Here is a 22146-nt window from a genome sequence, read left to right on the forward strand (position 1 = left end):
CTAGACGGAGAGAGGAGGTGAATTTGAAATGAATAGCGTTCTCTTTGCTATCGTCAACGTGATCGTGGCGATGGCGAACGGTTCCACGATCCCCTTCTCATTAGAAGGCGCAGGGCCACTAACCGCCCCCGACTTGTAGGAAGATCGGCCGACCGCATGTGAATGACAGTTTCAGCTCTGCCTGAAACCTGCATATCAGCAGATGCGTGGATCGTGCGGTGGTCACAAACACAATCTCCCCTACCTGTCCAGGAAGGGGAGATTGTGTTTGACAGGTCCCATGCCACGGTGAGGCAGCTACCGATCTCGGACGCGAGCGAGAGCTGTCTCCGATGTTGACCACGATGGACCTGTACCTAGTTGGCACAGAACCTAGTTGGCACAGACCACTTTAAGTCGTCGACCAGGTAGCCGGTGGAAGCGCTTCGGTCTTCGGCCTGATCACGGGCGGCCGCACTATTTGGTGAGAATCGGTCGGTCGCCTCTTGAAATGTAATTGGCGAATCGCTCAATTCCTGCTTGTGAGAAGCTCCCTCGGCCTGCGCGTTTCAGTGCGGCTTCGACGAATGGGAGCGGTTTCCTGCGGTATGTGCGGTAGATGCTGTCGAGTACTGGTTGCAGTGCCCGGCGTGCGAGGTCTGCTGTTTCCGGGTCTGAACCCCCGAACTTCACTGTCAGATTCGGCATTGATACCCCTGTTGGTCGAGTGTCCGATTCCCTGGCCGGAAGCGTACGTATCGGGATCGCGAATCAGTACAGAAACACCAAAACGGGGCGCTAAGTCCCTACTTGCGGTGGATGCGGGTCCGTCTTTGGGTTGACGAAGAACAGCCCGACCGCGGCGTGCGGTCCGGCTTCTGTTCTACGACTCCGGGTTACGCCCCGAAGCCGAGGCCGCGGGTTTCGTCTGTTCACGTTGGGTGGCGAATTGCCGATGCTGACGGGTGTTTCGGTCAACCCCGTCCCGTGGTCGACCACCTAGATCGGCGGTTCCACGGTTCCGCAGAAGCTCAATGCCTGTGCGCAGCGCCCCGGGGATCTGGAAGTCGTAGCTGGTCTGCATCCAAGCTGTTCCATCAGCCTCTGCGATGAATATCCCGATGGGTAGCGCTCGGAGACCCAAGTCATCGGTGCCAGATTCCGCGATCTCATTGCCAACATGCCCCACGACGTTCTATGGTTCATTACATGAGTAATGAACCAGTGAACACCGGGCGCCGATCATCGTGATCGACGACGGACGACCACTGTTCCAGCAGATCGCCGAGCAGATCGAAGGCTCGATCATCGACGGCTCACTGCCGGAAGACGGGCAGGTGCCCTCAACCAACGAACTGGCGGCGTTCCACCGAATCAATCCAGCGACGGCAGCCAAGGGCCTCAATCAACTCGTAGGCGAGGGGCTCCTCTACAAGAAACGGGGAATCGGAATGTTCGTCACCGTCGGCGCCCGCGACGCACTCAGGTTCAGACGACGAGAAGCGTTCGCGCGCCAATACATCGAGCCGTTGGTCATGGAGGCCGACCGCCTTCAGATTTCCCTCGACGAACTCAAATCCATGCTGGACGACAGGAAGGCGGACCGATGAACTCAAGCACGACAACGACCAAGTCGCACGTCAGGCGTTTCGACGAGACTGAACTCGTCGCCTCGATGCGAGCAGTGAACAGAAGCTACGGGGACGTCGATGCGCTCTCGGACGTCTCGTTCGAGATCGGCCAGAACAAAATCTACGGCCTGCTCGGCCGTAACGGCGCAGGCAAGACCACGATCATGCAGATACTGACCGGACAGGACCTGCACACCAGCGGCGACGTCGAGGTATTCGGCGCTGCCCCTTTCGAAAATGCCGACGTCCTGGCGAACGTGTGCTTCGTCAAGGAAAGCCAGACGTACCCCGAAGACCTCAAGGTCAAGCATGTACTCGTCGCCGCCGGCCATCTGCTCCCGAATTGGGACCACGCATTCGCCGAGACACTGCTCGACGATTTCCAACTTCCACTGTGCCGCAAGGTGAAGAAGCTCTCGCGCGGCATGCGGTCAGCGTTGGGAGTGATCATCGGACTTGCCTCCCGTGCACCGCTCACGCTCTTCGACGAGCCGTATCTCGGCCTCGATGCCGTTGCACGCCAACTGTTCTACGATCGACTGCTTGCCGACTACGCCGAACATCCTCGCACTGTAGTGCTTTCGACTCACCTTATCGACGAGGTAGCCAATCTGCTCGAGCACGTGATCGTCGTAGACAGCGGCCGGATTGTCGTCGACGAGGACGCAGACGCACTGCGAGGTCGCGCCGTAGTGGTATCCGGCCCCTTTGATGCGGTGGATGCCGTTGCCGCGTCCGGCAGGGTCCTGCGCCGAGAGACACTAGGCTCCCACAGCCGAATCATGTTGCAGGCCGATGTGACCGAGACCGAGCGAATCCGACTGAGGGAGGCCGGAGTCCAAGTGGAACCGGCATCTTTGCAGGAACTTGTCATCGCGACTTCGACGCAGCGCAAGGAGATCACCGCATGAGCATCGCAACGACAGCGCCACGGACGGTCCCGAAGGCGCCCACCCGGTCCAGGATCGGTTCCGTCCTCCAACTGCACACGGTCGCGTGGCCGTTGCTGATCGCCTGGCCGGTGGGCATCCTTTTGATCTCTTTCCTCATCAGCTTCACCATCTACGCGATCGTCCGGAACGATGAGGGTGAGGGATTCACCGGCAGTGTGTTCTCCGTTTACGGTTTCGTGCTGGCGTTCTACCTCCAGTCGATGACCCAGACGTTCCCGTTCGCACTCGGACTCAGCGTGACTCGCCGCGAGTTCTTCACTGCCACCACGATAATGGCGTTGGCACAGTCCGCAATCTTCGCAATCGCCCTACAACTGCTGTCAGTGGTGGAGTCCGCCACCAACGGCTGGGGTGTGCACATGCGCATGTTCGGCATCGCACGCTATTTCACCGACAGCGCAGCCGTTCAGTTGCTCGCGCTGTTCGCGACGCTGCTGCTGACCAGTTCGATCGCAATGCTGACAGGTGCGATCTACCAGCGATGGAGGACCACCGGTCTGCTCGCCTCTCTCACCGGTCTCTTCGGTGTGCTCGGCCTGTCAGCGATCGTAATCACCTGGGCCAGCTGGTGGCCGGCGATCGGTTCGTGGTTTGCCGATACTTCCCGAGTGGTGCCGATGGCACTACTTCCATTGGCCCTGGCCATCGCCTGCATAGCCGGAGCCTGGGTCACTTTACGTCGAGCAACGCCCTGACCGAGTAATCATGTGCGACGCCAGATGTCGCACCGTGTCCGAGTGCCCCTCGGATCGACACCGTCCAGGCAGTTCGGCCCCTTCCTCAGCCCAGGGAGGGGCCGAACTTCACAACAGGGATATCGCGTCCCCGGGGTCCCCTCTACTGCCGAGCCACTCGCTCGACAAAACTCGAAGCACGCAGCACCAGTTCATCTTTCCGGTCCTGGCGCGCAGCGGCGGCATCGTAGCCGGCATACGGGAGCGGGGGGTCGTTACGAACATTGGCCGAGCACTGGAAGTCTCGGCAGATCAGTGTTCCGACTGTGCTGCCACGTCGACCAGCGGGCCCGGCCAACTTGGCGCCGTAGAAGACGACCTCGTTGGGAAGGCGCGTGTCACGGCACCAGGAACACTGGGCACGCGACCGCGGAGTGGCTTGCGCTTGAACGAGCAAGACTCCGATGATCTCCCCGTCGAGTGTCGGGACGATCGCGTAGGCGCGTCGGCCCATTTTGGGATCTCGCCAGCCCAGATAGTCGAGAGCGTCGAAGTCGATGGTGTCGAAGCCATCCGGCAACGTGAGATCAGTCTTCTCCTTACGGCTCGCGTTGACGAGGCTGGAACGGGTAGATGTATCGGTCAAAATGATCATGGGTGTATGCCAATCGTGGATCGGTGAAGGTGGGTACAGCTCATGGCCCGACCAGCACCTAGTGCTGTCGGGTCCGAAATGCGCTATCTGCCGCCGGCGAAGACGACGCCGACAACCCCCTCACGCCCATGGGGCATCACGATGTCCACACCCCGATGGTAGCCACAGGTCCTCGACACGGGCCACTCGATTTATCGACGCACTTCATGCGTGAAATGGCGCGGTGAATCAGTCACGCCAGACCGCCGTGAACTCGTACCAAGGTCCGCCGAGGTGCTTTGCGGAGAAATCGTCGAACCCCGTTGGTGCGCCGCTGGGCGAGTACACCCATCCACTCGTGGTGGTGAACATGCTGTCGTTGTCGATGAAGTAGACCTCATCGGGACGTACGACATGGGCACTGCTGATCTCGAACTGGCCGATCTCGAGCTCTTCCACAGTCGATCCAGGCTGCTCCAGGAGAGCAATCGCGACGGTCTCGAACTCTCCGCTCTTGTCGAGGAAAGTTGCCGGCGGCATCAACAACACCGCAGCGACCGCGGCGATAACGGCAACCGGAGAGGGCAGGATCCACCACGACCACCGTCGGTCCTGGCCGAGAACGTAGAGCGTACGAACCGCCCACACCAGACCAACAACGATCAAGGTGAGCAGAGCCGCAGCGCTGACGAGGAGAGGATCGAACCACCTGAAGTCACCGAATGGCGAAGGCCACCACCCGTAATGCCGGCAGACCAACGCAATAAGCGGAACAACGGTGAATGCCAAAAGAATCGGCCCCGGTGGCTTGGACGACTCCGGAGGGTCAGCTACCAACCATTCACCCAGCGACTTCGGCCTTCTCATCACCCCACCGTATCTGCAGGTCATGGCAAACTCAGCTACACGGCGAATACCTTTGCAGTACAAGCACTCTCGTTCCACTCACAACAACCAACGCAGCGATCGGCACTCTCGGCGCAACCGACACAGATGGACAAACCTCACAATCCGCAGATTCAACGTGCCGATCATGCGACAATCGGACGGTGAACGAGACCGCGAGTGGAGTTTCGCACCCGTACCGATCGCGACTGTCGACCGTCGGCATCCTCTTCGCCGCCGGCCTGCTGTGGTCCACTCCCCTCTCCGCAGCCACGCCCACCGAAACCGGGCCGGCCAGTTGCGTACCATTCGGAACCGCCCAACTGCCACCCGGCGCACCCTCGGGAGGCGGACGAGTCGGGTTGGAAAACCTTCCGTTGTTCAACGGCACGGCCACCCCGTCTTCCATCGAGATGCGCACGCCAACAACCCAATTCAATCGATTCTGGGACTTTGCACTGGTCGACCACGACTTACTCGCTCGTCCGCGGGCACCCGGCGAACCAACGACCGAGCCATGGCGTTTCGTGCCGATGCCCGAATGCCTACGTGGACGACTGGTCGGGATATCACTGGACGACGACGAACTCGTCGCAGTCGACGACAACGGCTGGGTTTACACGATGGACAACGCCTCCCAGGACCCGCTCGTGTGGAACTGGACTTCCGCGTGGGGCGCGCCCCTCTGGAGTGGTCCAGGCCGACAACTTCCGGGAGACCGGCCGAACGGGTGGGCGCTGAGCGTCTCGTCGCCCTGGGACAATCAAACTTTCACCGACATCGCGGGACGGATTCACTTCGTCGGACTCGCCAAGATGACGATGATCCCCACGCTGACCGCGGACGGCAGCCGAATAACTTACGCAGACCCGTGGCTGCCCAACGACGACAGCTACGAGATCGGCGGCCCGCTCGGCGGGCGATTCCAGGCGGACTCGCTGTCGGCGGCCGGATCAACCACTTTCGTGATGAACAAGTACGGCGACATGTACACCCGCACATTTGATTTCGATTCTTCGGGATCGGACTCGATCTTCTTCCGCTACAGCTGGGAAGATCAGTCGGACAAGCCGTCGGCACCCAACCTCGTGGCCGAAACGCTGGACCGCAGCACCGCCGCGATCCAACTTCCGGCACCGGACTGGGTGCACCAGCCCAAGATTCCCGGTGAAGTCACATCCGCGATCAGTGTGCACTCACTCGGCCCCGGCCCGAACCGGCGGGAGTTGCGTGTCGAGGGCCGCCGCGGCGCCGAATCCGGTTTCTGGCACAAGGATCTCGTCGGGGATGCTTGGGAGTTCACGCCGACTGGCGCGTCCCTTCTCGGCACACTGATCGAAAACGCGCCGACAGACCGGTCGACGGATACCCTGTCCCCCGCTGCCCCCTGGCACTTGTCCACGACCTTGCCCGCCCGCGACGGCGCCATCGACGGTCAGACTCTGATCGACATCGGGTTTCCGTACTCTGTGGTGGATCCGCGCATGCTGGACGCGATCGGCCAGTACGCACAACCGTCCGGATACCGACTGGACGTGGACCATTTCGACCCGGTCGCCACCACCCGGACCGCGACCGTGACTGCACCGGATGGCACGGTTCTTCCGGTCGTCCTGCACACCGCCGACGGACTACGGATGACTCCCCGCGCATCCGGCCTCGATGCCGATCCGCGCCACCTCGTCGGGGCAATCGAGATCCCGTCGGACGCGTACGCGGATCGGGCATCGAACCCCGCTCTGAACGCGTTCGTGCAGGACTGGATGCGCGGAAACCCCATTGCCGCGATCACGCTCAGCGCCACCGACCACGACTTGGTGATCCGCTAGCCGAAACCAGCGTCGTCCACCGTGTCGCCTCGATAAGCTCAGCAGAGGGTCGACACCACATCCCGCAAAAGGCCAGTTTCTCGAACCTCCTCCGATTTCGAATCAGGACGTTCCTACACCGGCCGATCCGATCACGGCCACTGCTAGGCACAATCGGCACCACTAGATCCATCGCGTCCGTCAACGCCCAGACCGCTCCGGTCGTGCCGGTTGGCAAAGTGCGGGAGGCACATTGAACGATGCCTACCTCGTTGCAGCGGGCACCCGACTGCGATTCATCCTCGAAGATCGTGGCGAGTCCATTCTGAAAACGATCGCCGTTCCGGTCCCCGTCTCCGTCACAGCGATCGGTGACGCACGCAACGCCGTCGGATTCATGATCATCGACCTCCCATTTCAAGAAACAGACCTCGAACGTGCCGTCGCAATCGTCGCGAAGCAAACTTCGGTCGCAAGCCGTCTCCACGTGCGGCAGGAACAACCTTTCCGCTCACGCTCGAGGCCGCGCTCGTCTAGCGCTGGCCGCTTGGCCCGTTGGCGGGCAATCCCCGCGTCGGCTTCACGGCGGCGTGTTGCAACGACAACTTCTGGATCGGAATCCAGACAGATGCCGAGCTTCTCCCTCCAGCCGGCGAAATCGCCCACACCGTCGAGCGAACCATCGCTGAAATAGCAAGCCCTGCAGGCTGACTGTGCCGACAAGTGAAGTCCGGACGTCGGACCACACGCCACTGAGCGCAGGTCCGCACGCACGGCCGCACCTGCCGAGCACCGGAGTCCGAGCGCCCGGTCTAGCTACCACCCAGTAGTAATTTTGTGAGCCTTGACACATCAGCAACACACTCAATATTGTTCAACGGACGATAGTCGTCTCTTATTCGGTCGACTCCAAATCTCCCGCAGACAAGGAACCGAGAACTGATGCGCAACAACCGAACCCGCAGTGGGCTTATCGCCGGAGGGCTCCATTGACCACACCGAACGTCCAGTCGGGTATTGCCACTGCGCCTCTCCAGGCCGGAGGACTAGCAGCGGTTGGGTTCCTCGCATTTTCGGAAGTCACCAGCGGAATGTTGCAGTCGTGGTATATACCGCTCATTCCCAAAATCGGGCAGAGGCTCGACGTCAACCCGGCACAACTCAACTGGGTCCTGGCGTCATACCTACTCTCCACCGTAATTTTCGTCCCATTGCTAGCCAAACTGGGCGACAGATACGGTCATCGTCGCATGGTTTTGATTGTGCTTGGCTCCGTAACCCTCGGAACGATCCTGACAGCAGCAGCTCCGTCCTTCGGAATCTTTCTGTTGGGCAGGGTAATTCAAGGATCCCTGGGAGCTCTACTTCCGCTGGAACTTGCAATTCTCCGAGAACGAGCGGGAGCTAATTCAGGCCGCGCAATCGGAATTCTCGTCGGGTGCCTTGGCGCCGGAGGAGCGGCAGGAACCCTTTTGGTCGGAATGCTCGGCACCAACGCCGACCTGACTCTGGTCCTCTTCGTACCCGCCGCACTCGCACTGGTAAGCCTTGCCACCATCGCGCTGTTCGTCCCCGAAACCTCCACCCGTGCAGCTGGGTCCATCGATTGGACAGGTGCAGCGCTGCTTGGCATCGGCCTCGCGATCTTCCTTGTCGGGATCAGCAACGGAAGCAAACTGGGGTGGACTTCTGCAACAACGCTCATGGCGATTGGTGGCGGCTTGGCGCTACTTGTCGCTTTCGTCGCGCTCGAGCAGAGAATCAGCGCCCCACTGGTCGATGTGAGCTTGTTGACCAAGGGCGGGGTGGGATTTTTGATGGGATTGACGGGACTATTCGGCTTACAATTTTACGGAGCGGCCACCGTCTCAGTACTGTTCTTCGCATCCAAACCCGAAGCCGTCGGGTACGGATTCGGTCTCGACTCAGTGGGCGTGGCGTTTGCTATCAGTCCGGTGCCGATTGCCCTGATGATTTCGTCGTCCCTCGCCGACAGCGTTTCGCGACGATTCGGAAATCGAACCACGTTACAGATGTCTTCCCTTTTGATTGCCATCTGGTTCGTTGGGCTGATTACATTTCGACACAATCTATCCGTTTTCATTTCGATGGGTGCTATTGGTGGTATCGGTGTCGGTTTTATCGCGGCACTCCTCCCCGCCCTCATCGTTTCTCGTGCACGTCCAGAAGACTCCGCAATCGCCGGCGCTCTGTACAACACCTCTCGAACGATGGCTGGGGCCGTCGCCGGCGCCACGTTCGCTGCAATCATGTCCAGCATGCTGATCAGCGGGTCGCAAATACCTAGCGAGAGTGCTTTCATAACGATCTGGGCCATCTGTATCGGTGTTTCCGTTCTGATCTTTGTTCTCGCCCCATTCCTCAACAAACTGGGCGGAAAGGCCTACCAGCCAGAGACTCCGGAGCAAATGATCAATCTTCCGGTCCGAGAATCATCATGATTCGGAACGAGAGCCTTTGGCCGCAGTTCCGAACAAGGGAGCACACTGAACCTCGCAACTACACCAGGCTAGACCGGAACTGACGAGATGCCCTAAGGAGATCGCCAGGTGGTGCGTGGCATGATGGAGTCATGCCACGCGCCGCCTCACAACCGTCTGGGCGCGGCCGCCCCATCGACCCCGACATAGAAACACGTCTTCTGTCCACCACTCTGGAATTGTACGGGGATCTAGGGTGGGCAAGATTGAATCTCGATCTCATTGCGCGACACGCCAAGGTTGGAAAAGCCGCCCTCTACCGGCGATGGCAAACCAAAGAACAGATAATGTCAGCCGCGTTGCGATTCAGTCAAAGATCTCTCGGTGACTTGGATACTGGAACACTGCGGGGGGACCTGGTGGCCGTCGGCCAAGAAACTGCAGAGCGGTTGTTCGGGAACCATGGCACAGTACGGATGCGGGCCATGATCGACGCCAAAGTCTTTCCAGAACTATTCGAAGGCGAAATCGCTGGGGTGCGCGCTGAAGGCATAACCGGCGGTCGCGAAATCATTTTCCGCGCGATTGAACGCGGAGAGATAGCGAAGGGAACTTCGCCAGCTCTGATACTTGATGCCGTCGCAGGAACGATCGAACACCATTATTTGATGACCCCGAATTCGAAACTCAAAGAGTTCGAAGCCGGAATCGATAAATATATCGAGTCGGTCGTCGATCTAGTCCTCGGGGGCGTCAAATCTCAAAGCAGTTCTGCTGACAGGTAGTCGCGCCTACGGTTCATCGTCCTGACTCACCACTGAACGAACGACTAGTTCATATCGCCGAAGTTACTGCCGCACAATGAAATTGAATGCACAAGATTGGTCGGACCGATCGAACACGGTCGGTACCACAGGAAAGAAGCGAGCCACAGTGGACATATCGGAGAACACTACCGCCACGTCACTGAGATGGTCAGTGAAAGATTCCTTACTGCAATATGTTCGAGCCCTGGGCGAGATTTCATACGCTTACGGCCTAGCCGAACAAGGTGACGAACTCCACTGGCCACTCGTCGCCGATCGCCACGACCCCGATGGGGCGCGAATTTCCCAGTACCGTGGTGAGATTCACCTCCGGGCCCACGACGGGCTTCTCGACATCGTCATTGCCGATCCCGAGGTTCGTATCAACGACAAACAGGGTCAACTAAGCGTCAGGACCACCCTCGACGGTTCGGACCACATCGTGATTGCGACCCTCGATGTTGTCGAGAGCCCAGCATCAACCGTGTGCGCCGAGGTCAGGGTTACCCCTGCAGGTTCGATGATGTTCGGCGCGAATTATCCTTCGGGTGCGAAGCTTTCGCCGTTGACTGTCGGGGTCGGACCACAGCGACCGTCACCCTGACGGCCGCGGCACTGCAATCGGCGGTCCAGGGCCAATACCCACAGATCGATACCAATGGGTCAATCGCGTCTGTCTTCCGGGATCAAGAACTCGATCTTCGCTCGCTCCCCGTCCGCATCGAAGTCGTTGTCGCGGTCTGAGACACGCGCGATCAGTTCCGTCAGTGCCGCATGGATCGTCGTGTACAGAAATGCACGCGGGTCGGACACCCCCATCACGTCGTCAGTGTTCATCTGTACCTGCGCCGTAGCGGTACGCCTGCCCAGAAACACACGTGGAAGCCGGATCCCGGTCGGATCGGTCACCACGGTGATGTCGCCACCAACGACAACAAACAGATCGAAGTCGTACTGCATCGCGATGCCCCTCAGCCGGTGTCTGAGCCGTGTCAATTCCTCGATGAAGTCGAGCGGCACCGACGGTCCACCGAATACTGTTCTGAACGTGACCCCGCGAGTCATCGATCTGCCCCCTTTTACGAATCATCCATTTCAGGATCGAGGGCCATACCCTCTGTGTCCCCCACGCCGAGTGCTCGGGCATATCGACCGGCATACCGCTCCAGTGCGACTGCTGAATCGGCCTCACCTGCCCATTGATCCGGAATCGCGGTGCCGTCACCCGTTGTTCGCGACACTCGCGCCTCGGAGAACTCGACAGCGGTCCGGGTGAAGGAACACCGCACAAAACTCGTGGCCGCCGAGAATCGTGCGCCGCCGAAAGTGCACTCCACGAAAGCGGTATCGGCAAACTGCGCACCAGTCAGGTCTGTGTCGTCGAATGCACATCGTTCGAACACAGTATTGGGCACGGAGCGGAGCCCGCGTGCTTTGGCTCCAGTGAAATCGCAATCGACCACCCTCGGTCCGAGCGCCAGACGCGAGAGCGTGGCACCCCGGAAACTGCACCGTTCGAATCGGCGATTGAAACGGGTCTGTCCGGTCAGTGCCACGAAATCGAAACGACAGTCGAATAATTCGGATTCGAAGACGGAGATCGCACCCCGAGCGAAACTCAGATCAATCCGTTCCAACGTGAGATACCGGATGTCCAATCCACCGCTACCCGCTGTCAGGCCACGCACATCGATCAGCCCGTCATCGGTGTCCGCCCATGGGGAGACGAGGGTGTGGGGCGGCTTGACGATCCGCGACTGATCGAGCAGCTGCGCCCGTAAATTGTCGACGCCCTCATCTGACCAACGTCGACGTAGGGAGGTGATCGCGGACCGGTTCACGGGCTCAATAGTATCGGCAAGATCCCCCGCGATTGGCCGTGGCTGCCCAAGAAGCGAACCGCCACGCATCAGCACTTCGGTAGGAATCACTTCTCGGAGCGCGCAAACAGCCGGACCGTGAAATACACGGCCCGGCTGCAGCGCTCACACGCACCAACTGGAACTCGGAGTTAACTCGGGTACTGGAACCGGTCGTATACGAATCTTTGACTCATCCCAGGATCAGTATCGAATTATCCACTCTCACAGATTGATTACGTCGCCCACAAAGATCTGGTCGGGATCGGCGATCTGTGGATTGATGTCCCACAACTGCTGCCAGGTGAGACCTCGTTCTGCAGCGAGGTCGAACAATGTATCACCGGCCGCAACGACTACCTCTTCGCCAGACGCTGGAGCCTTCGACTCCGGAATGCTCTCTACCGGTGCAGATTCGGCTGCCTCAGAGTAGACGACGGGAACTGGTGCCGGTTCCGGTGTGGATTCGGGTGCTACTTCCGGTGCCGGCACGGGCGCGGGTGCGGGTGCGGGTGCGGGTGCGGGCACGATACTCGACCCGGTATCGCACGCCCCGATCGAACTCAGGAAGGACATGGGATCGACGGCGCCACCACTGTGAATGCGGAGGTGCAGATGTGGACCGGTGGAGCTACCGGTGTTACCCGTTGCCCCGATCTGGTCGCCTACCTCGACGTGCTGCCCCACACCGACCCAGGTTTCGGAGAGGTGGCCCATCTGAATCTGCTCGCCACTGTCCGCTTCCAACTGGATGTACGTTCCGTATCCACCCGGATCATTGGGTCCGGCAACAGAAATCGTGCCCGATGTCGGCGCGTGAAGCGCGGTGCCGACGTTGACAGCGAAGTCGACTCCGTCATGTCCCGCGTGGTACCCCTGCGAAAGTGATCCGCTTACCGGCCACTCCCAACTGCAACTCGCCGACCAGCCCTGCGCACCGGCGGTACCTGCATTGACAACTGCTCCGGCCCCCACAAGGGCGCCCAGTCCTGCAGTTACGGCGATGAATCGTTTTGTGCTGGAAGGCTTGTGTTTTCTGTGCTTACTCATATTTTCCTTGACTGATGTGCTCGGAGCCGGCGCAGGCTCTACCGCCAGACAGCACTCAGAACGTGCTGAGCTACGCGGTGCATCGCACCGAGACTCCGTTGGAGTGAAATTTTCGGATTGCGCCATGGAGAGAAGTACGGTGACCACTCTCGAACGCGATCGCGCGCATAGACCCGCAGGTCTGTATCTCCTGGTGACAGCACAGGAGATACGGGTTCTACATCGAGGCAGTGCCTGAATCGATCGTTGATCGAGGACTACGAATGCCGGACCGAACTGAGGGCATTTCGTTCGAAGATCGACAGGGTGGGTGTCTACCCGGATGGTCGGAAATGGGGTGGAACATGGAGATCCTTGCGTTGCGGATGAGGAATCACCTCATACGCTGTCGCTTCACGACGCTCCACGCCACGGTTGAATTACCTGGGTACGTACCTGTTTTTGCGCTTTCGACCCGACCGGTCGATATCAGGCGCCACTTCATTCCACGGCATCTGGTGAAAAAATCGGTGCCTCACATCACTTCTGGAGACGATACCGCGCCTCGGTCGCCCGGCACGTCAGCGTTACAGAGATGGGACATACAGCTGGCATTGCTGCTACACGCCGAACGGGAGACCAGTGCACGTTCCGGCATCGGAAACGCGCGCTGATCTCCCGTCAGGTCGATCTACTAGCTAGTGCATCTACGGTTTGAGCTACTTCTCTGCTGCGTGATGGGCCGCGATGTATCCGTAAACCAGCCCCTGGCCGATCGTCGCGCCGGCGCCTGGGTAGGTGTGACCGAATGCGTTGGCCGCGGTATTGCCGATCGCGTACAGGCCGTCGATGACGCTGCCGTCCTCACGAAGCACGCGTGCATTCTCGTCCGCCTGCACACCGCCGCAGGTGCCCAGGTCGCTGAGCGTCATCTTCACCGCATAGAGGGCGCTCTTGTCGAGCTGGCGCAGATTCGGGTTCGGAGACACTGTCGGGTCGCCGTAGTACCGATCGTATGCGCTGCCGCCGCGACCGAACTCCGCATCGCTACCTGCAGCAGCGGCCTCGTTGAACTTCTGGAAGGACTCGGCAAACGCATCCTCGGGGAGACCGACCTTGCGGGCGAGTTCGGCCGGACTGCTCGCCTGGTGCGCGATGCCGGACTCGAAGAATGCCTGCGGAAGGGGCTGACGGGGGAAGATACCGCCTGCGAACACGTAGCTGTTGCGGTACTCCTGGTCGAAAACAAACCACATCGACTCGGCCGGATCGCCAGCCTTTTCCCGTTCGAGCACGCGCTGGCCGAACGACATGTAGTCCGTCGCCTCGTTCACGAATCGACGACCGGTCTGGTCGACGATGAAAGAGCCGGGCAGCGCACGCTCTGCGAGCATCACCATCGGCGGGCGGCCCTTGATGCTTGCCACCGCGGGGAACCACCAGGACTGATCCATCGATCCGATACCTGCACCGAGCTCTTGTGCTGCCTCGATCGCTTCGCCGGTGTTGCCCTCTGCGCCCAGGCTCTCATGCTCACCGAGGCTCTCCGACTGGTACTTGTGGCGCCACTCCATGTTGTGGTCGAACCCGCCGGCTGCCAGGACGACACCGCGCCGAGCGGTCACCGTCACTTCACGTCCGTCTTGCACCACAACTGCACCCGTTACGCGGCCATCTTCGGTGATGAGCCGAACCAACGACGTTTCCGTCCACACCGGGATACCGGCCTGGACCACACCGGCGAACAGTCCGGCGGCGAGCGCCTGACCGCCCGCGATGTATTCACGCTTGAGGACGTACTTGCCGTAAACGCCTTGCGCCAGGCGGCGGATGATGCGGGGAAAAGCCTTGCTCGGCTTCTTCACCATCAGGTTCATCCACTTGTAATCCGCACCCGTCACCGGCATCGGCAGTCCGGCTTCCATCAAACCTGGGCGCAGGCGACCGCGTTCCGCTCCCAGTACCGACGCGTCGAACGGCAGGCACTCGCAGGTACGTCCGGCGGCGCTACCGCCCGGCAGTTCGGGGTGGTAATCGGAGTATTCCTTGGCCCAGAAGAACTTCATGGGCGTCGTGCGGTAGAGCATGTCGACAGTGGCCGCACCGTTGTCGACGAATGCTTCTCCTCGTTGGGCAGGGGCAGTATCACCGACCACCGAACGCACGTATGTCTTCGCTCGCTCAACGGTGTCGCCCGCACCGGCTTTCGCCAAGATCGGGTTGGCAGGCATCCAGAACGCCCCACCGGACCGCGCCGTCGAACCGCCGACGTACTGCGTCTTCTCCACGATCAGCGTGGACAAGCCGAGTTCGTTCGCGGTGAGAGCGGCAGCCATGCCGGTACCGGACCCGATCACCAATAGATCGACAACGATGTCCTTGGCTTGTGTCGCGGGGGGTGCCTGATTCTTAGCCATTGAACAAATCCCTTCACGTGGTTATCGACGTAGAACGCTAAGGCAGTCGCGGCGCAGAAGGTTCCGGATGCCCAGTCAGCGGGACATTGCGAGTGGATTGGCGAAAAACAGCTCCTGCCACGGTTCGGACGTTGTGGCCGTCTCAGCAGAACTACGCCTTGCCCTCGTCGACCTTTAGGCTGCTCTCGTGACGACAGACTCCGGCTTCGGCATCACTGACGAAGCGCTCGGCACCCTTGTCCGCGGGCACTACATCTTGTCCGACGGTGAGCGATTGGACGACGACTACTACAGCCTGACCTGCAACCTCGACGGGCGAGCCGTCGGATTTATCGCCCACTCACTCGAGCCTGACGCCGTACGCGGCATGCTTCCCCGCCTACGCCACGTCTTCGACCAGCACGAGGCTCTTCATCGTCTGGCTGTCGAAGCGATTGTCAACGAATTCAGCGAAGAAGCTCCGTCACGAGGCGAAGTAATCGATGCACTGCGCGATTTGGTGCTCGAGTCCGTCGAGGTCTTTCCCGACAACTGCGATCCTCGTCTCGGACTATCTGCTGACGTTCCTCGGCACCGATGAAGAATAATCATCTACATGAAATGGAACACCCCTACAGAGACCGGCTGGTTCGTGAACCTTGCCGAAGGTGGTTCGGCCGTATCGATATTCGATCCGTCGGGGAGCGTCCAAGGCGAACTGATTCCCGCACCCGACGACGAATTGGAGAGCGTTTCCGGCGGGCGGAAGAGGAAATCGTCAACAGCCGAGCAGGATCGACCAAGGCTCGCATTCCGCAAGGGCCGACCTGCATCACTTCGATTGTCCGACGGAACGATCGGGACTCTGATCGACCAGAGACCCAAGGCCATGCGCCGCAAGAACAAGCTGTGCGAAGTCGATATCGCGGGCAGAAGATACCTCTTCGTTCATTCATCGGGCCGAAAGGCAACAGCCCGACGTGACGGAATCGCATTGGCTCACATGGAACGTGGGCGATGGTCCGGTAGAAGTATCGTCACCAGAAGAACCCTCACGGCAACGGACACCCTTGACGAATGTGTCCTGACTCTGTTTCAGAATGTAGTGACACCTGGACGTACCGGTGCCTTCGATCAGGTACTGACCGACCTCAGCAACATATGACGTACGCCACATTCGGTGGATCTCAACCGCACTCGAGATACTAACTTTCAACTCTTAGGTCCACGGACATGCCTTGGACACAATGAGTTTCACATCTCGGATCGGAAGGCTGAAGCCAGATCATGGTCAATGTCGACGCTTTGAACACGCTCGCCCGACGATTGTCGCCGGGTGCGATGATCACAGATCCAGATCTACTCCAGTCCTATCGGCAGGACTGGAGTTTCGATCCCGCAGCCGGCACTCCGATCGCCGTCGTACGTGCTTCGACGACGGCAGATGTCCAGGAGACCTTGCGCTTCGCCAACAGTCACAATGTCCCGGTCATTCCACGGGGCGCCGGCACGAGCGTCGTCGGCGGATCCACCGCCGTCGACGGCGCTATCACCCTCAGCCTCGAGCGAATGAAATCTATTCGAGTGGACGTCTCGTCACGAACCGCGATCGTCGAACCAGGGGCAATCACCAATGACGTCAAGGCTGTTGCCGCACGCGAAGGTTTGTACTATCCACCAGACCCGTCGTCTCACGAAATCTGTTCCATCGGCGGTAATGCCGCCACCAACGCAGGCGGACCGTGCTGCATAAAATACGGCGTCACCAGTGATTACATCCTGGGTATGACGGTTGTGCTGCCTGATGGATCCGTCGCCGAACTGGGCGGAAAACGGATCAAAGACACCCCAGGGCTTGCATTGACCAAGCTATTCGTCGGCAGTGAAGGAACGCTCGGTGTGATAACCGAACTGACGCTGCGACTCATCCCTCAGCCTCCGACTCCCCACACATTGGTGGCCTTCTTTCCACTCATGGCCGACGCAGTTGCCGCTGCCCGAGATATCACAAGTTCAATACGCCCTTCAGAACTCGAAATCCTCGACAACGCAGCCATCAAGGTGGCGGAAGAATTCCTCAACATGGAACTGGACACCGATGCCGGAGCACTCCTGATCGGGCGATCCGACGCCGGTAACGGCGCAGAGACAGAGATGAAATTGATGAGCACTCTCTGCGAAAAGCATCGAGCCACAGCTACATACGCTACCGACGACCCTCACGAAGGCGAACTGTTCATCCGCCCCCGCTATGCCGTTTACGAAGCCTTCGAGCGGAAAGGGGTGGTCATCGGCGACGACGTCGCGGTACCCATCGACAGACTCCCCGAGCTCACCGACGGTATAGCCGACATCGCGAAGCGCTACAGCACCACCATCGTCAGCTACACCCACGCAGCCGACGAGCTCACGCACCCAGTCCTCAACTACCCCATCGGAGACGTGGCCGCCGCTGAATCCGCCTCCGCGGCGCGACAAGAAATCTATCAACTCGTGAGCACTCTGGGCGGATTCGCAGCAACAGAATATGGTGTAGGACAAGATAAACGAGATCGCTTGTCGAACTCGCTCGATCCCGTCGTCAGCAAACTGAACAGGACCATCAAGAACGCTGTCGACCCCAACAACATCTTGAATCCGCGCGTTCTGATCCCCTCGAGCGGTTCGACGGACGGCATCTGAGGCCGCTACAGGTATCGAATAGCGACGAGTACCTGAATTCTCCTGTGCAACCGGATATGGTGAGGCTGTCGTCTTCAATGCGGCGGTGCAAGAAGGGAAGTTACGACCAAGACGTTATGTCGGGGAATAAGCAAATCGCCTGGATATGGCTGGAGGCCTCCGTGATGAATCTCGTTCGCCGACTGAGCGTCTGCACATCCGTCGTGATCACGTCGGCTCTGACGTCGGTAGCGCTCGCATCCGCTGCGGTGACCATTCCATTCCAGATCAACCCTGCGCCGTACGGCAACCCGAACGGCAGCTTCGACGCGGAACGGCAGCTTCGACGCGCCGGCGGTCCGCTGCGTAGCTGTAGTCGGCGAACTACCCGGCACAGTGACGATCACCGGGGGCAAGGAAGACCGCTGGGGATGCCTGCTCTCGTCCGAAGTGCGCTGGCTGAACCTTTCGACCGGGGTCTCCGGCTCCGCTCGTCTCTCGGACGGTCTGAACGGAGTCCCGGCAGGGGCGATCGTGCAGACCGGGACCGGTCAAGTCGCTGTCGCCGTGACGTCTGTGGCCGGATCCATCATCACCCCAGGTGTCGCATCGTTCTACGTGCCGTAGCACCAGAACTCCGCATCGCGGACGCGGTGGGGCCTAAGGTCCTGTTTACCGACCCGTCATCCCGGTTAGCCTGAAAAGACGCTACCGAGAGGACTCTCATGACCTCGTCAGTGCACGAAACGATCGCAGTGGATCTGGATTTGATCGACCTGTACAAAGACCTCCACGGCAACCCGGAACTTGGATTTCACGAGCATCGAACATCCAGTCTGGTGGAAGGACATTTGACAGCACTGGGATTCGACACGACTACCGGCGTCGGGACAACCGGAGTCGTCGGAGTCCTGAAGAACGGAGCGGGCCCCACAGCGCTGCTGCGTGCGGACATGGACGCCCTCCCGGTTCGGGAAGAAACCGGATTGGACTACGCCAGCACCGTGACAACGACCGACGATCAGGGGAAGACCGTCTCGGTCAGCCACGCGTGCGGCCATGACCTGCATACGACCTGCTTACTCGGTGCAGCCCGGATCCTCTCGCAGGACACGACGACCTGGTCCGGCACTCTTGTCCTCGTCTTCCAACCGGCGGAGGAACTTGGCGCGGGTGCGCAAGCCATGGTCGACGACGGACTGTTCGAGCGATTCCCGAAGCCCGACATCGTTCTCGGCCAACACGTATCGCCGCTACCGGCAGGCACGATCGCCGGGCACGCCGGCCCCTCGTATGCGGGATCGGACTCACTTCGTGTGAGACTGGTCGGAAAGGGCGCCCACGGATCTATGCCGGAGAACTCGGTCGATCCCGTGGTCATGGCGGCCGAAACCGTGTTGCGTTTGCAAACTGTCATCTCACGCGAGGTCCCGAGTACTGCAACAGCTGTCCTCACCGTCGGCTCCATCCATGCTGGAGATGCCGCCAACGTCATTCCCGGCGAAGCAGAACTGCAACTCAACATCCGCAGCTACGACGCAGTTGTGCGTCAGCGCATCCTGGATAGCGTCGACCGCATCGTCCAGGGCGAAGCGGCCACCGCCGGCGCTCCCACCCCACCGACCATCACCGAGACGGAGCACTTTCCGATCGTCGTCAATGACCCGGCGGCGCTGGACAAGACACTCGATGCCTTCGCCGAATGGTTGGGGACGAACAAGATTCTCGATCCCGGTGCGGGAGCAGGTAGTGAAGACGTCGGCATTCTCGCGACCAGTGCCGGTGCGCCACTGTCGTACTGGTTGTTGGGCGGTACCGACCCTTCACTGTTCACGACAGGTGACATGACCGATCCGGCTTTGCGAACCGTGCCGTCGAACCACTCCCCGCACTACGCTCCCGTGATCGAGCCGACCCTGACCATCGGCGTGAACGCCTTGGTCGTCGCGGCCAGGACGTGGCTCCCCACTCCCTAGGGTGTTGCGGGTCCGCAATCGATCGACCGTCCACACGATCAAGGCTGCAAACGCGTAGGCGCCGCCGAGAATACTTGCAGCGCCCCACCCTGCCGCGTCGAAAACCATAGTGGTGGAAACCGCCCCAGCCGCGCTGCCCAACGAATAGAACACCATGTAACTACCGATGGTCCGCCCGGCCGATTCCGGTTCATCCGCGACGATCAGGTTCTGGCTCGAGACATGAACAGCCTGCACGGCGAAGTCCAAAGCAACAACACCGACTACGAGTAACACCAGCGAGTGCGTCGCCTGCGCGTTGAAAACCCACGACAGCAAGAGAACGACCAACGACGCCCCGGTGACGCGTTGGGCTTTGCCTTGATCGGCCCAACGTCCGGCACCGATCGCGCCCAATGCTCCGACCAATCCGGCGATTCCGAAGAGCCCGATCTGTGTGGTCGACAATCGCCATGGCTCCTCGCTCAGTGGTAATGCCATACCGCTCCAGAGCGCACCGAAGGACGCGAACAGGAACAGGGTGATCAGAGCCCTCGTGCGAAATAGTCGGTTCGTAAGAGTCAATGTCACGACCGATCCCATTGCACCCACGTACGAACCCCGATCCGATTGCGAACGAGGGTCTTTCGGCAGCATCGTCGACGCGAGCGCCGCGATCAGGACCGAAATCAAGGTGGATCCCGCGTAGACAGCCCGCCAGCCTGCCAGATCCGCAACTGCGCCGGCGACAGTCCGAGCGAGGATGATGCCGACGACAACGCCGCTGGTGATCACACCGATGTTTGCGCCCCGCTCATCTGGGTCGCTGATTGCCGCAGCGTAGGCGACTACGACTTGAACGACGACCGAGAACGTGCCTGCGACAGCCATCCCGATCAGCAGTTGCAGATTCGTGGCTGCAAGAGCAACAAGCATCGTTCCTGTTGCAGCAGAGACGATCTGGATTGCGATCAATCTTTTGCGATTCACGAGATCGCTCAGTGGCACCAACACGATCAACCCCACCACGTAACCCATTTGGGCGAGTGCGACTACGAAGCCGAGGCCGGCCGGAGGGATGGAAAGATCTGAACCGATTTGCCCGAGGAGCGGCTGTGCGTAGTAGATATTGGCTACCGAGACACCGCAGAGCACCGCGAGCAACAGGCGAAGTCCACGAGGCATTTTGAACTTGTCCCGTGCGTTCTCGACAGATTGACGTGCAGTCACTTCTACCTCAATTTGGTTGCGTTTTGATACCATTTGAAGACTATGTCAATACAGTTTCAAAACGCAACCAATGAGGAACCCGATGCCTGATCGCACGCAATGGACGGACCCGCACTGCCCGACGGCCCGAGCGGCCGACATCATCGGCGACAGATGGTCGCTGTTGATCGTGCGAGACGCCTTCGACGGGTCGTCGAGGTTCAGTCAGTTTCAGCGAAACCTGGGCATCGCAAAGAATATCTTGACGGACAGGCTGAAAACCCTTGTCGAGCAAGGAATTTTCGAAGTCCGACCGAACGAACAAGGGACCCGCAACGAGTACATCCTGACCGGACGCGGTATGGATCTGTTCATCGTGATCACGAGCCTGCGGCAATGGGGAGAGCGCCACGCCTTCGATGACGGTGAGCCACACTCGATCTTGATCGACGACACCACGGGCGATCCGGTGCCCAGGCTTCGACTGATCAACGCACGGAATATCGACCTGGACCCGGCAAGTACACATGTGGAGAAGGTCGAGGAAGGCTGACCCGCAACTCGCCAGATCGGTAGATGGGCGCACAGGATTCGAAGTTCGCGCATACTCCGATCATGACTGTCGATCTCGAGTTTTCCTGGCCGCAGTTTCTCTGGATTGCATTCATCTTCGTCGGCGTACCCACAACTATCGGCGCAAGCATCATCTGGACAATCTGGCGTTCGGAACGAACTGGCGTGGAGCACTCCACGACCGCCCTCGACGCCGGGCGCACGGGATCGGGCCCACTCGGACTGTGGCGCACCGGCCTGTTGGCCTTTGCGCTGGGCTTTCTGTCTTGTGTGGGCTGGCTCAGCTGGTCAGCCGACTACAAAGGCGGATTCCGCGGCCCCGGCCTGCCTGCCCCGACGCAGTTTCCTCCCTGGCAGGTGTTTGCCTGCGGATTAACGGTGATCCTCGCGTGTTTCGTTTCCGCACATCGGTCGCGGTGGATGAAGGCAGGCGGCCTGACTGCAGCTGCCGGCACGGCTGCGGGATTCACCACAGCATTCAGTATCGACGCCAGTACTGATGCCACCGGACAGGCAGGCGTGGGCGTCGCACTGTCCACGATCGGATGGGGCCTCACCCTTACCGCACTGATGCTTCTGCGCGGCAAGTGGTCGCGACGAGAATGAATCATTGCCGGATCATCCATCCAACGAGTAAAGAATTCGATAAGCGG

The 22146-nt window shown here is 60.0% G+C and carries 19 protein-coding genes and 2 pseudogenes; 14 read left to right on the forward strand and 7 right to left on the reverse strand.

The features are described 5' to 3' along the window. Positions 1-1226: 1226 nt before the first annotated feature. The 3 genes from RE4_RS06600 to RE4_RS06610 are packed head-to-tail and all read left to right on the forward strand — an operon-like array spanning position 1227 to position 3258. Positions 1227-1589: a GntR family transcriptional regulator gene (locus RE4_RS06600; RefSeq protein WP_019747490.1), complete on the forward strand. Its 363-nt coding sequence runs from the start codon at positions 1227-1229 to the stop codon at positions 1587-1589. Next, positions 1586-2521: an ABC transporter ATP-binding protein gene (locus RE4_RS06605; protein ID WP_029254676.1), complete on the forward strand. Its 936-nt coding sequence runs from the start codon at positions 1586-1588 to the stop codon at positions 2519-2521. The genes RE4_RS06600 and RE4_RS06605 overlap by 4 nt, the downstream gene beginning before the upstream one ends. After that, complete coding sequence (locus tag RE4_RS06610; protein WP_029254675.1) at positions 2518-3258, forward strand: hypothetical protein; 741 nt, start codon at positions 2518-2520, stop codon at positions 3256-3258. Before RE4_RS06605 ends, RE4_RS06610 begins: the two co-directional genes overlap by 4 nt. 142 nt (positions 3259-3400) lie before the next feature. On the opposite strand, the gene RE4_RS06615 is transcribed toward RE4_RS06610, so the two are convergent. Further along, positions 3401-3892, reverse strand: coding sequence for an FBP domain-containing protein (locus RE4_RS06615; protein ID WP_019747493.1), 492 nt, complete (start codon positions 3890-3892; stop codon positions 3401-3403). Positions 3893-4120: 228 nt separating this feature from the next. Next, entirely contained in the window at positions 4121-4738 is a 618-nt protein-coding gene (locus RE4_RS06620) for a hypothetical protein (protein ID WP_031331749.1), read from the reverse strand. Between the two features lie 182 nt (positions 4739-4920). Here RE4_RS06620 and RE4_RS06625 point away from each other — a divergent pair, with 182 nt between their 5' ends. The 4 genes from RE4_RS06625 (at position 4921) to RE4_RS06645 (ending at position 10415) form a co-directional block, all read left to right on the forward strand. Next, positions 4921-6585, forward strand: a complete 1665-nt coding sequence (locus RE4_RS06625; RefSeq protein ID WP_020906526.1) for a hypothetical protein — start codon at positions 4921-4923, stop codon at positions 6583-6585. 968 nt (positions 6586-7553) lie between these two features. Beyond that, positions 7554-9026: an MFS transporter gene (locus RE4_RS06635; protein ID WP_049941038.1), complete on the forward strand. Its 1473-nt coding sequence runs from the start codon at positions 7554-7556 to the stop codon at positions 9024-9026. A 131-nt stretch (positions 9027-9157) separates the two neighbouring features. Then, positions 9158-9790: a TetR/AcrR family transcriptional regulator gene (locus tag RE4_RS06640; protein WP_024488222.1), complete on the forward strand. Its 633-nt coding sequence runs from the start codon at positions 9158-9160 to the stop codon at positions 9788-9790. Positions 9791-9866: 76 nt separating this feature from the next. Further along, positions 9867-10415, forward strand: coding sequence for an HtaA domain-containing protein (locus RE4_RS06645; protein ID WP_046378083.1), 549 nt, complete (start codon positions 9867-9869; stop codon positions 10413-10415). Positions 10416-10474: 59 nt separating this feature from the next. Here the strand turns inward: RE4_RS06645 and RE4_RS06650 are convergent, their stop codons facing one another. The 4 genes from RE4_RS06650 to RE4_RS06665 all read right to left on the reverse strand — a co-directional run bounded on the left by RE4_RS06650 (position 10475) and on the right by RE4_RS06665 (position 15116). Next, positions 10475-10876, reverse strand: a complete 402-nt coding sequence (locus tag RE4_RS06650; RefSeq protein ID WP_060938284.1) for a hypothetical protein — start codon at positions 10874-10876, stop codon at positions 10475-10477. A gap of 14 nt (positions 10877-10890) precedes the next feature. Then, positions 10891-11652: a pentapeptide repeat-containing protein gene (locus tag RE4_RS06655; RefSeq protein WP_060938285.1), complete on the reverse strand. Its 762-nt coding sequence runs from the start codon at positions 11650-11652 to the stop codon at positions 10891-10893. Positions 11653-11895: 243 nt separating this feature from the next. Beyond that, complete coding sequence (locus RE4_RS06660; RefSeq protein WP_238077148.1) at positions 11896-12720, reverse strand: peptidoglycan DD-metalloendopeptidase family protein; 825 nt, start codon at positions 12718-12720, stop codon at positions 11896-11898. A 698-nt stretch (positions 12721-13418) separates the two neighbouring features. Next, on the reverse strand, positions 13419-15116 hold the full coding sequence (locus RE4_RS06665; RefSeq protein ID WP_019747506.1) for a 3-ketosteroid-delta-1-dehydrogenase: 1698 nt from the start codon (positions 15114-15116) through the stop codon (positions 13419-13421). A 187-nt stretch (positions 15117-15303) separates the two neighbouring features. On the opposite strand from RE4_RS06665, the gene RE4_RS06670 reads away from it, so the two are divergent. From RE4_RS06670 to RE4_RS06690, 5 genes and pseudogenes are all read left to right on the forward strand, one after another. Next, positions 15304-15696: a hypothetical protein gene (locus RE4_RS06670; RefSeq protein WP_019747507.1), complete on the forward strand. Its 393-nt coding sequence runs from the start codon at positions 15304-15306 to the stop codon at positions 15694-15696. Between the two features lie 15 nt (positions 15697-15711). Beyond that, complete coding sequence (locus RE4_RS06675; RefSeq protein WP_060938287.1) at positions 15712-16260, forward strand: hypothetical protein; 549 nt, start codon at positions 15712-15714, stop codon at positions 16258-16260. 122 nt (positions 16261-16382) lie between these two features. After that, positions 16383-17777 (forward strand): FAD-binding oxidoreductase, encoded by a 1395-nt coding sequence (locus RE4_RS06680; protein WP_030535911.1) that lies wholly within the window; start codon positions 16383-16385, stop codon positions 17775-17777. A gap of 164 nt (positions 17778-17941) precedes the next feature. Then, positions 17942-18383 (forward strand): annotated as a pseudogene (locus RE4_RS06685) (hypothetical protein). A gap of 98 nt (positions 18384-18481) precedes the next feature. After that, positions 18482-19732 (forward strand): amidohydrolase, encoded by a 1251-nt coding sequence (locus RE4_RS06690; RefSeq protein WP_019747511.1) that lies wholly within the window; start codon positions 18482-18484, stop codon positions 19730-19732. 66 nt (positions 19733-19798) lie between these two features. Here RE4_RS06690 and RE4_RS06695 read toward each other — a convergent pair. Then, positions 19799-20974: pseudogene (locus tag RE4_RS06695) on the reverse strand (MFS transporter); the annotation flags it as partial. Between the two features lie 49 nt (positions 20975-21023). Here RE4_RS06695 and RE4_RS06700 point away from each other — a divergent pair. Both RE4_RS06700 and RE4_RS06705 read left to right on the forward strand, forming a co-directional pair. Then, positions 21024-21473, forward strand: coding sequence for a winged helix-turn-helix transcriptional regulator (locus tag RE4_RS06700; protein ID WP_046379802.1), 450 nt, complete (start codon positions 21024-21026; stop codon positions 21471-21473). Positions 21474-21496: 23 nt separating this feature from the next. Beyond that, positions 21497-22099: a hypothetical protein gene (locus tag RE4_RS06705; protein ID WP_081098316.1), complete on the forward strand. Its 603-nt coding sequence runs from the start codon at positions 21497-21499 to the stop codon at positions 22097-22099. Positions 22100-22146 lie beyond the last annotated feature (47 nt).

This window comes from Rhodococcus erythropolis NBRC 15567, assembly GCF_001552595.1.
Lineage (GTDB): Bacteria > Actinomycetota > Actinomycetes > Mycobacteriales > Mycobacteriaceae > Rhodococcus_F > Rhodococcus_F erythropolis.

Bases quoted from the DNA above. Each gene is read 5' to 3' on its own strand.
- RE4_RS06605 (WP_029254676.1), top strand. From the start codon at position 1,586: ATGAACTCAAGCACGACAACGACCAAGTCGCACGTCAGGCGTTTCGAC.
- RE4_RS06610 (WP_029254675.1), top strand. From the start codon at position 2,518: ATGAGCATCGCAACGACAGCGCCACGGACGGTCCCGAAGGCGCCCACC.
- RE4_RS06615 (WP_019747493.1), bottom strand. From the start codon at position 3,892: ATGATCATTTTGACCGATACATCTACCCGTTCCAGCCTCGTCAACGCG.
- RE4_RS06620 (WP_031331749.1), bottom strand. From the start codon at position 4,738: ATGAGAAGGCCGAAGTCGCTGGGTGAATGGTTGGTAGCTGACCCTCCG.
- RE4_RS06640 (WP_024488222.1), top strand. From the start codon at position 9,158: ATGCCACGCGCCGCCTCACAACCGTCTGGGCGCGGCCGCCCCATCGAC.
- RE4_RS06645 (WP_046378083.1), top strand. From the start codon at position 9,867: ATGAAATTGAATGCACAAGATTGGTCGGACCGATCGAACACGGTCGGT.
- RE4_RS06650 (WP_060938284.1), bottom strand. From the start codon at position 10,876: ATGACTCGCGGGGTCACGTTCAGAACAGTATTCGGTGGACCGTCGGTG.
- RE4_RS06660 (WP_238077148.1), bottom strand. From the start codon at position 12,720: ATGAGTAAGCACAGAAAACACAAGCCTTCCAGCACAAAACGATTCATC.
- RE4_RS06665 (WP_019747506.1), bottom strand. From the start codon at position 15,116: ATGGCTAAGAATCAGGCACCCCCCGCGACACAAGCCAAGGACATCGTT.
- RE4_RS06675 (WP_060938287.1), top strand. From the start codon at position 15,712: ATGAAATGGAACACCCCTACAGAGACCGGCTGGTTCGTGAACCTTGCC.
- RE4_RS06680 (WP_030535911.1), top strand. From the start codon at position 16,383: ATGGTCAATGTCGACGCTTTGAACACGCTCGCCCGACGATTGTCGCCG.
- RE4_RS06690 (WP_019747511.1), top strand. From the start codon at position 18,482: ATGACCTCGTCAGTGCACGAAACGATCGCAGTGGATCTGGATTTGATC.
- RE4_RS06700 (WP_046379802.1), top strand. From the start codon at position 21,024: ATGCCTGATCGCACGCAATGGACGGACCCGCACTGCCCGACGGCCCGA.
- RE4_RS06705 (WP_081098316.1), top strand. From the start codon at position 21,497: ATGGGCGCACAGGATTCGAAGTTCGCGCATACTCCGATCATGACTGTC.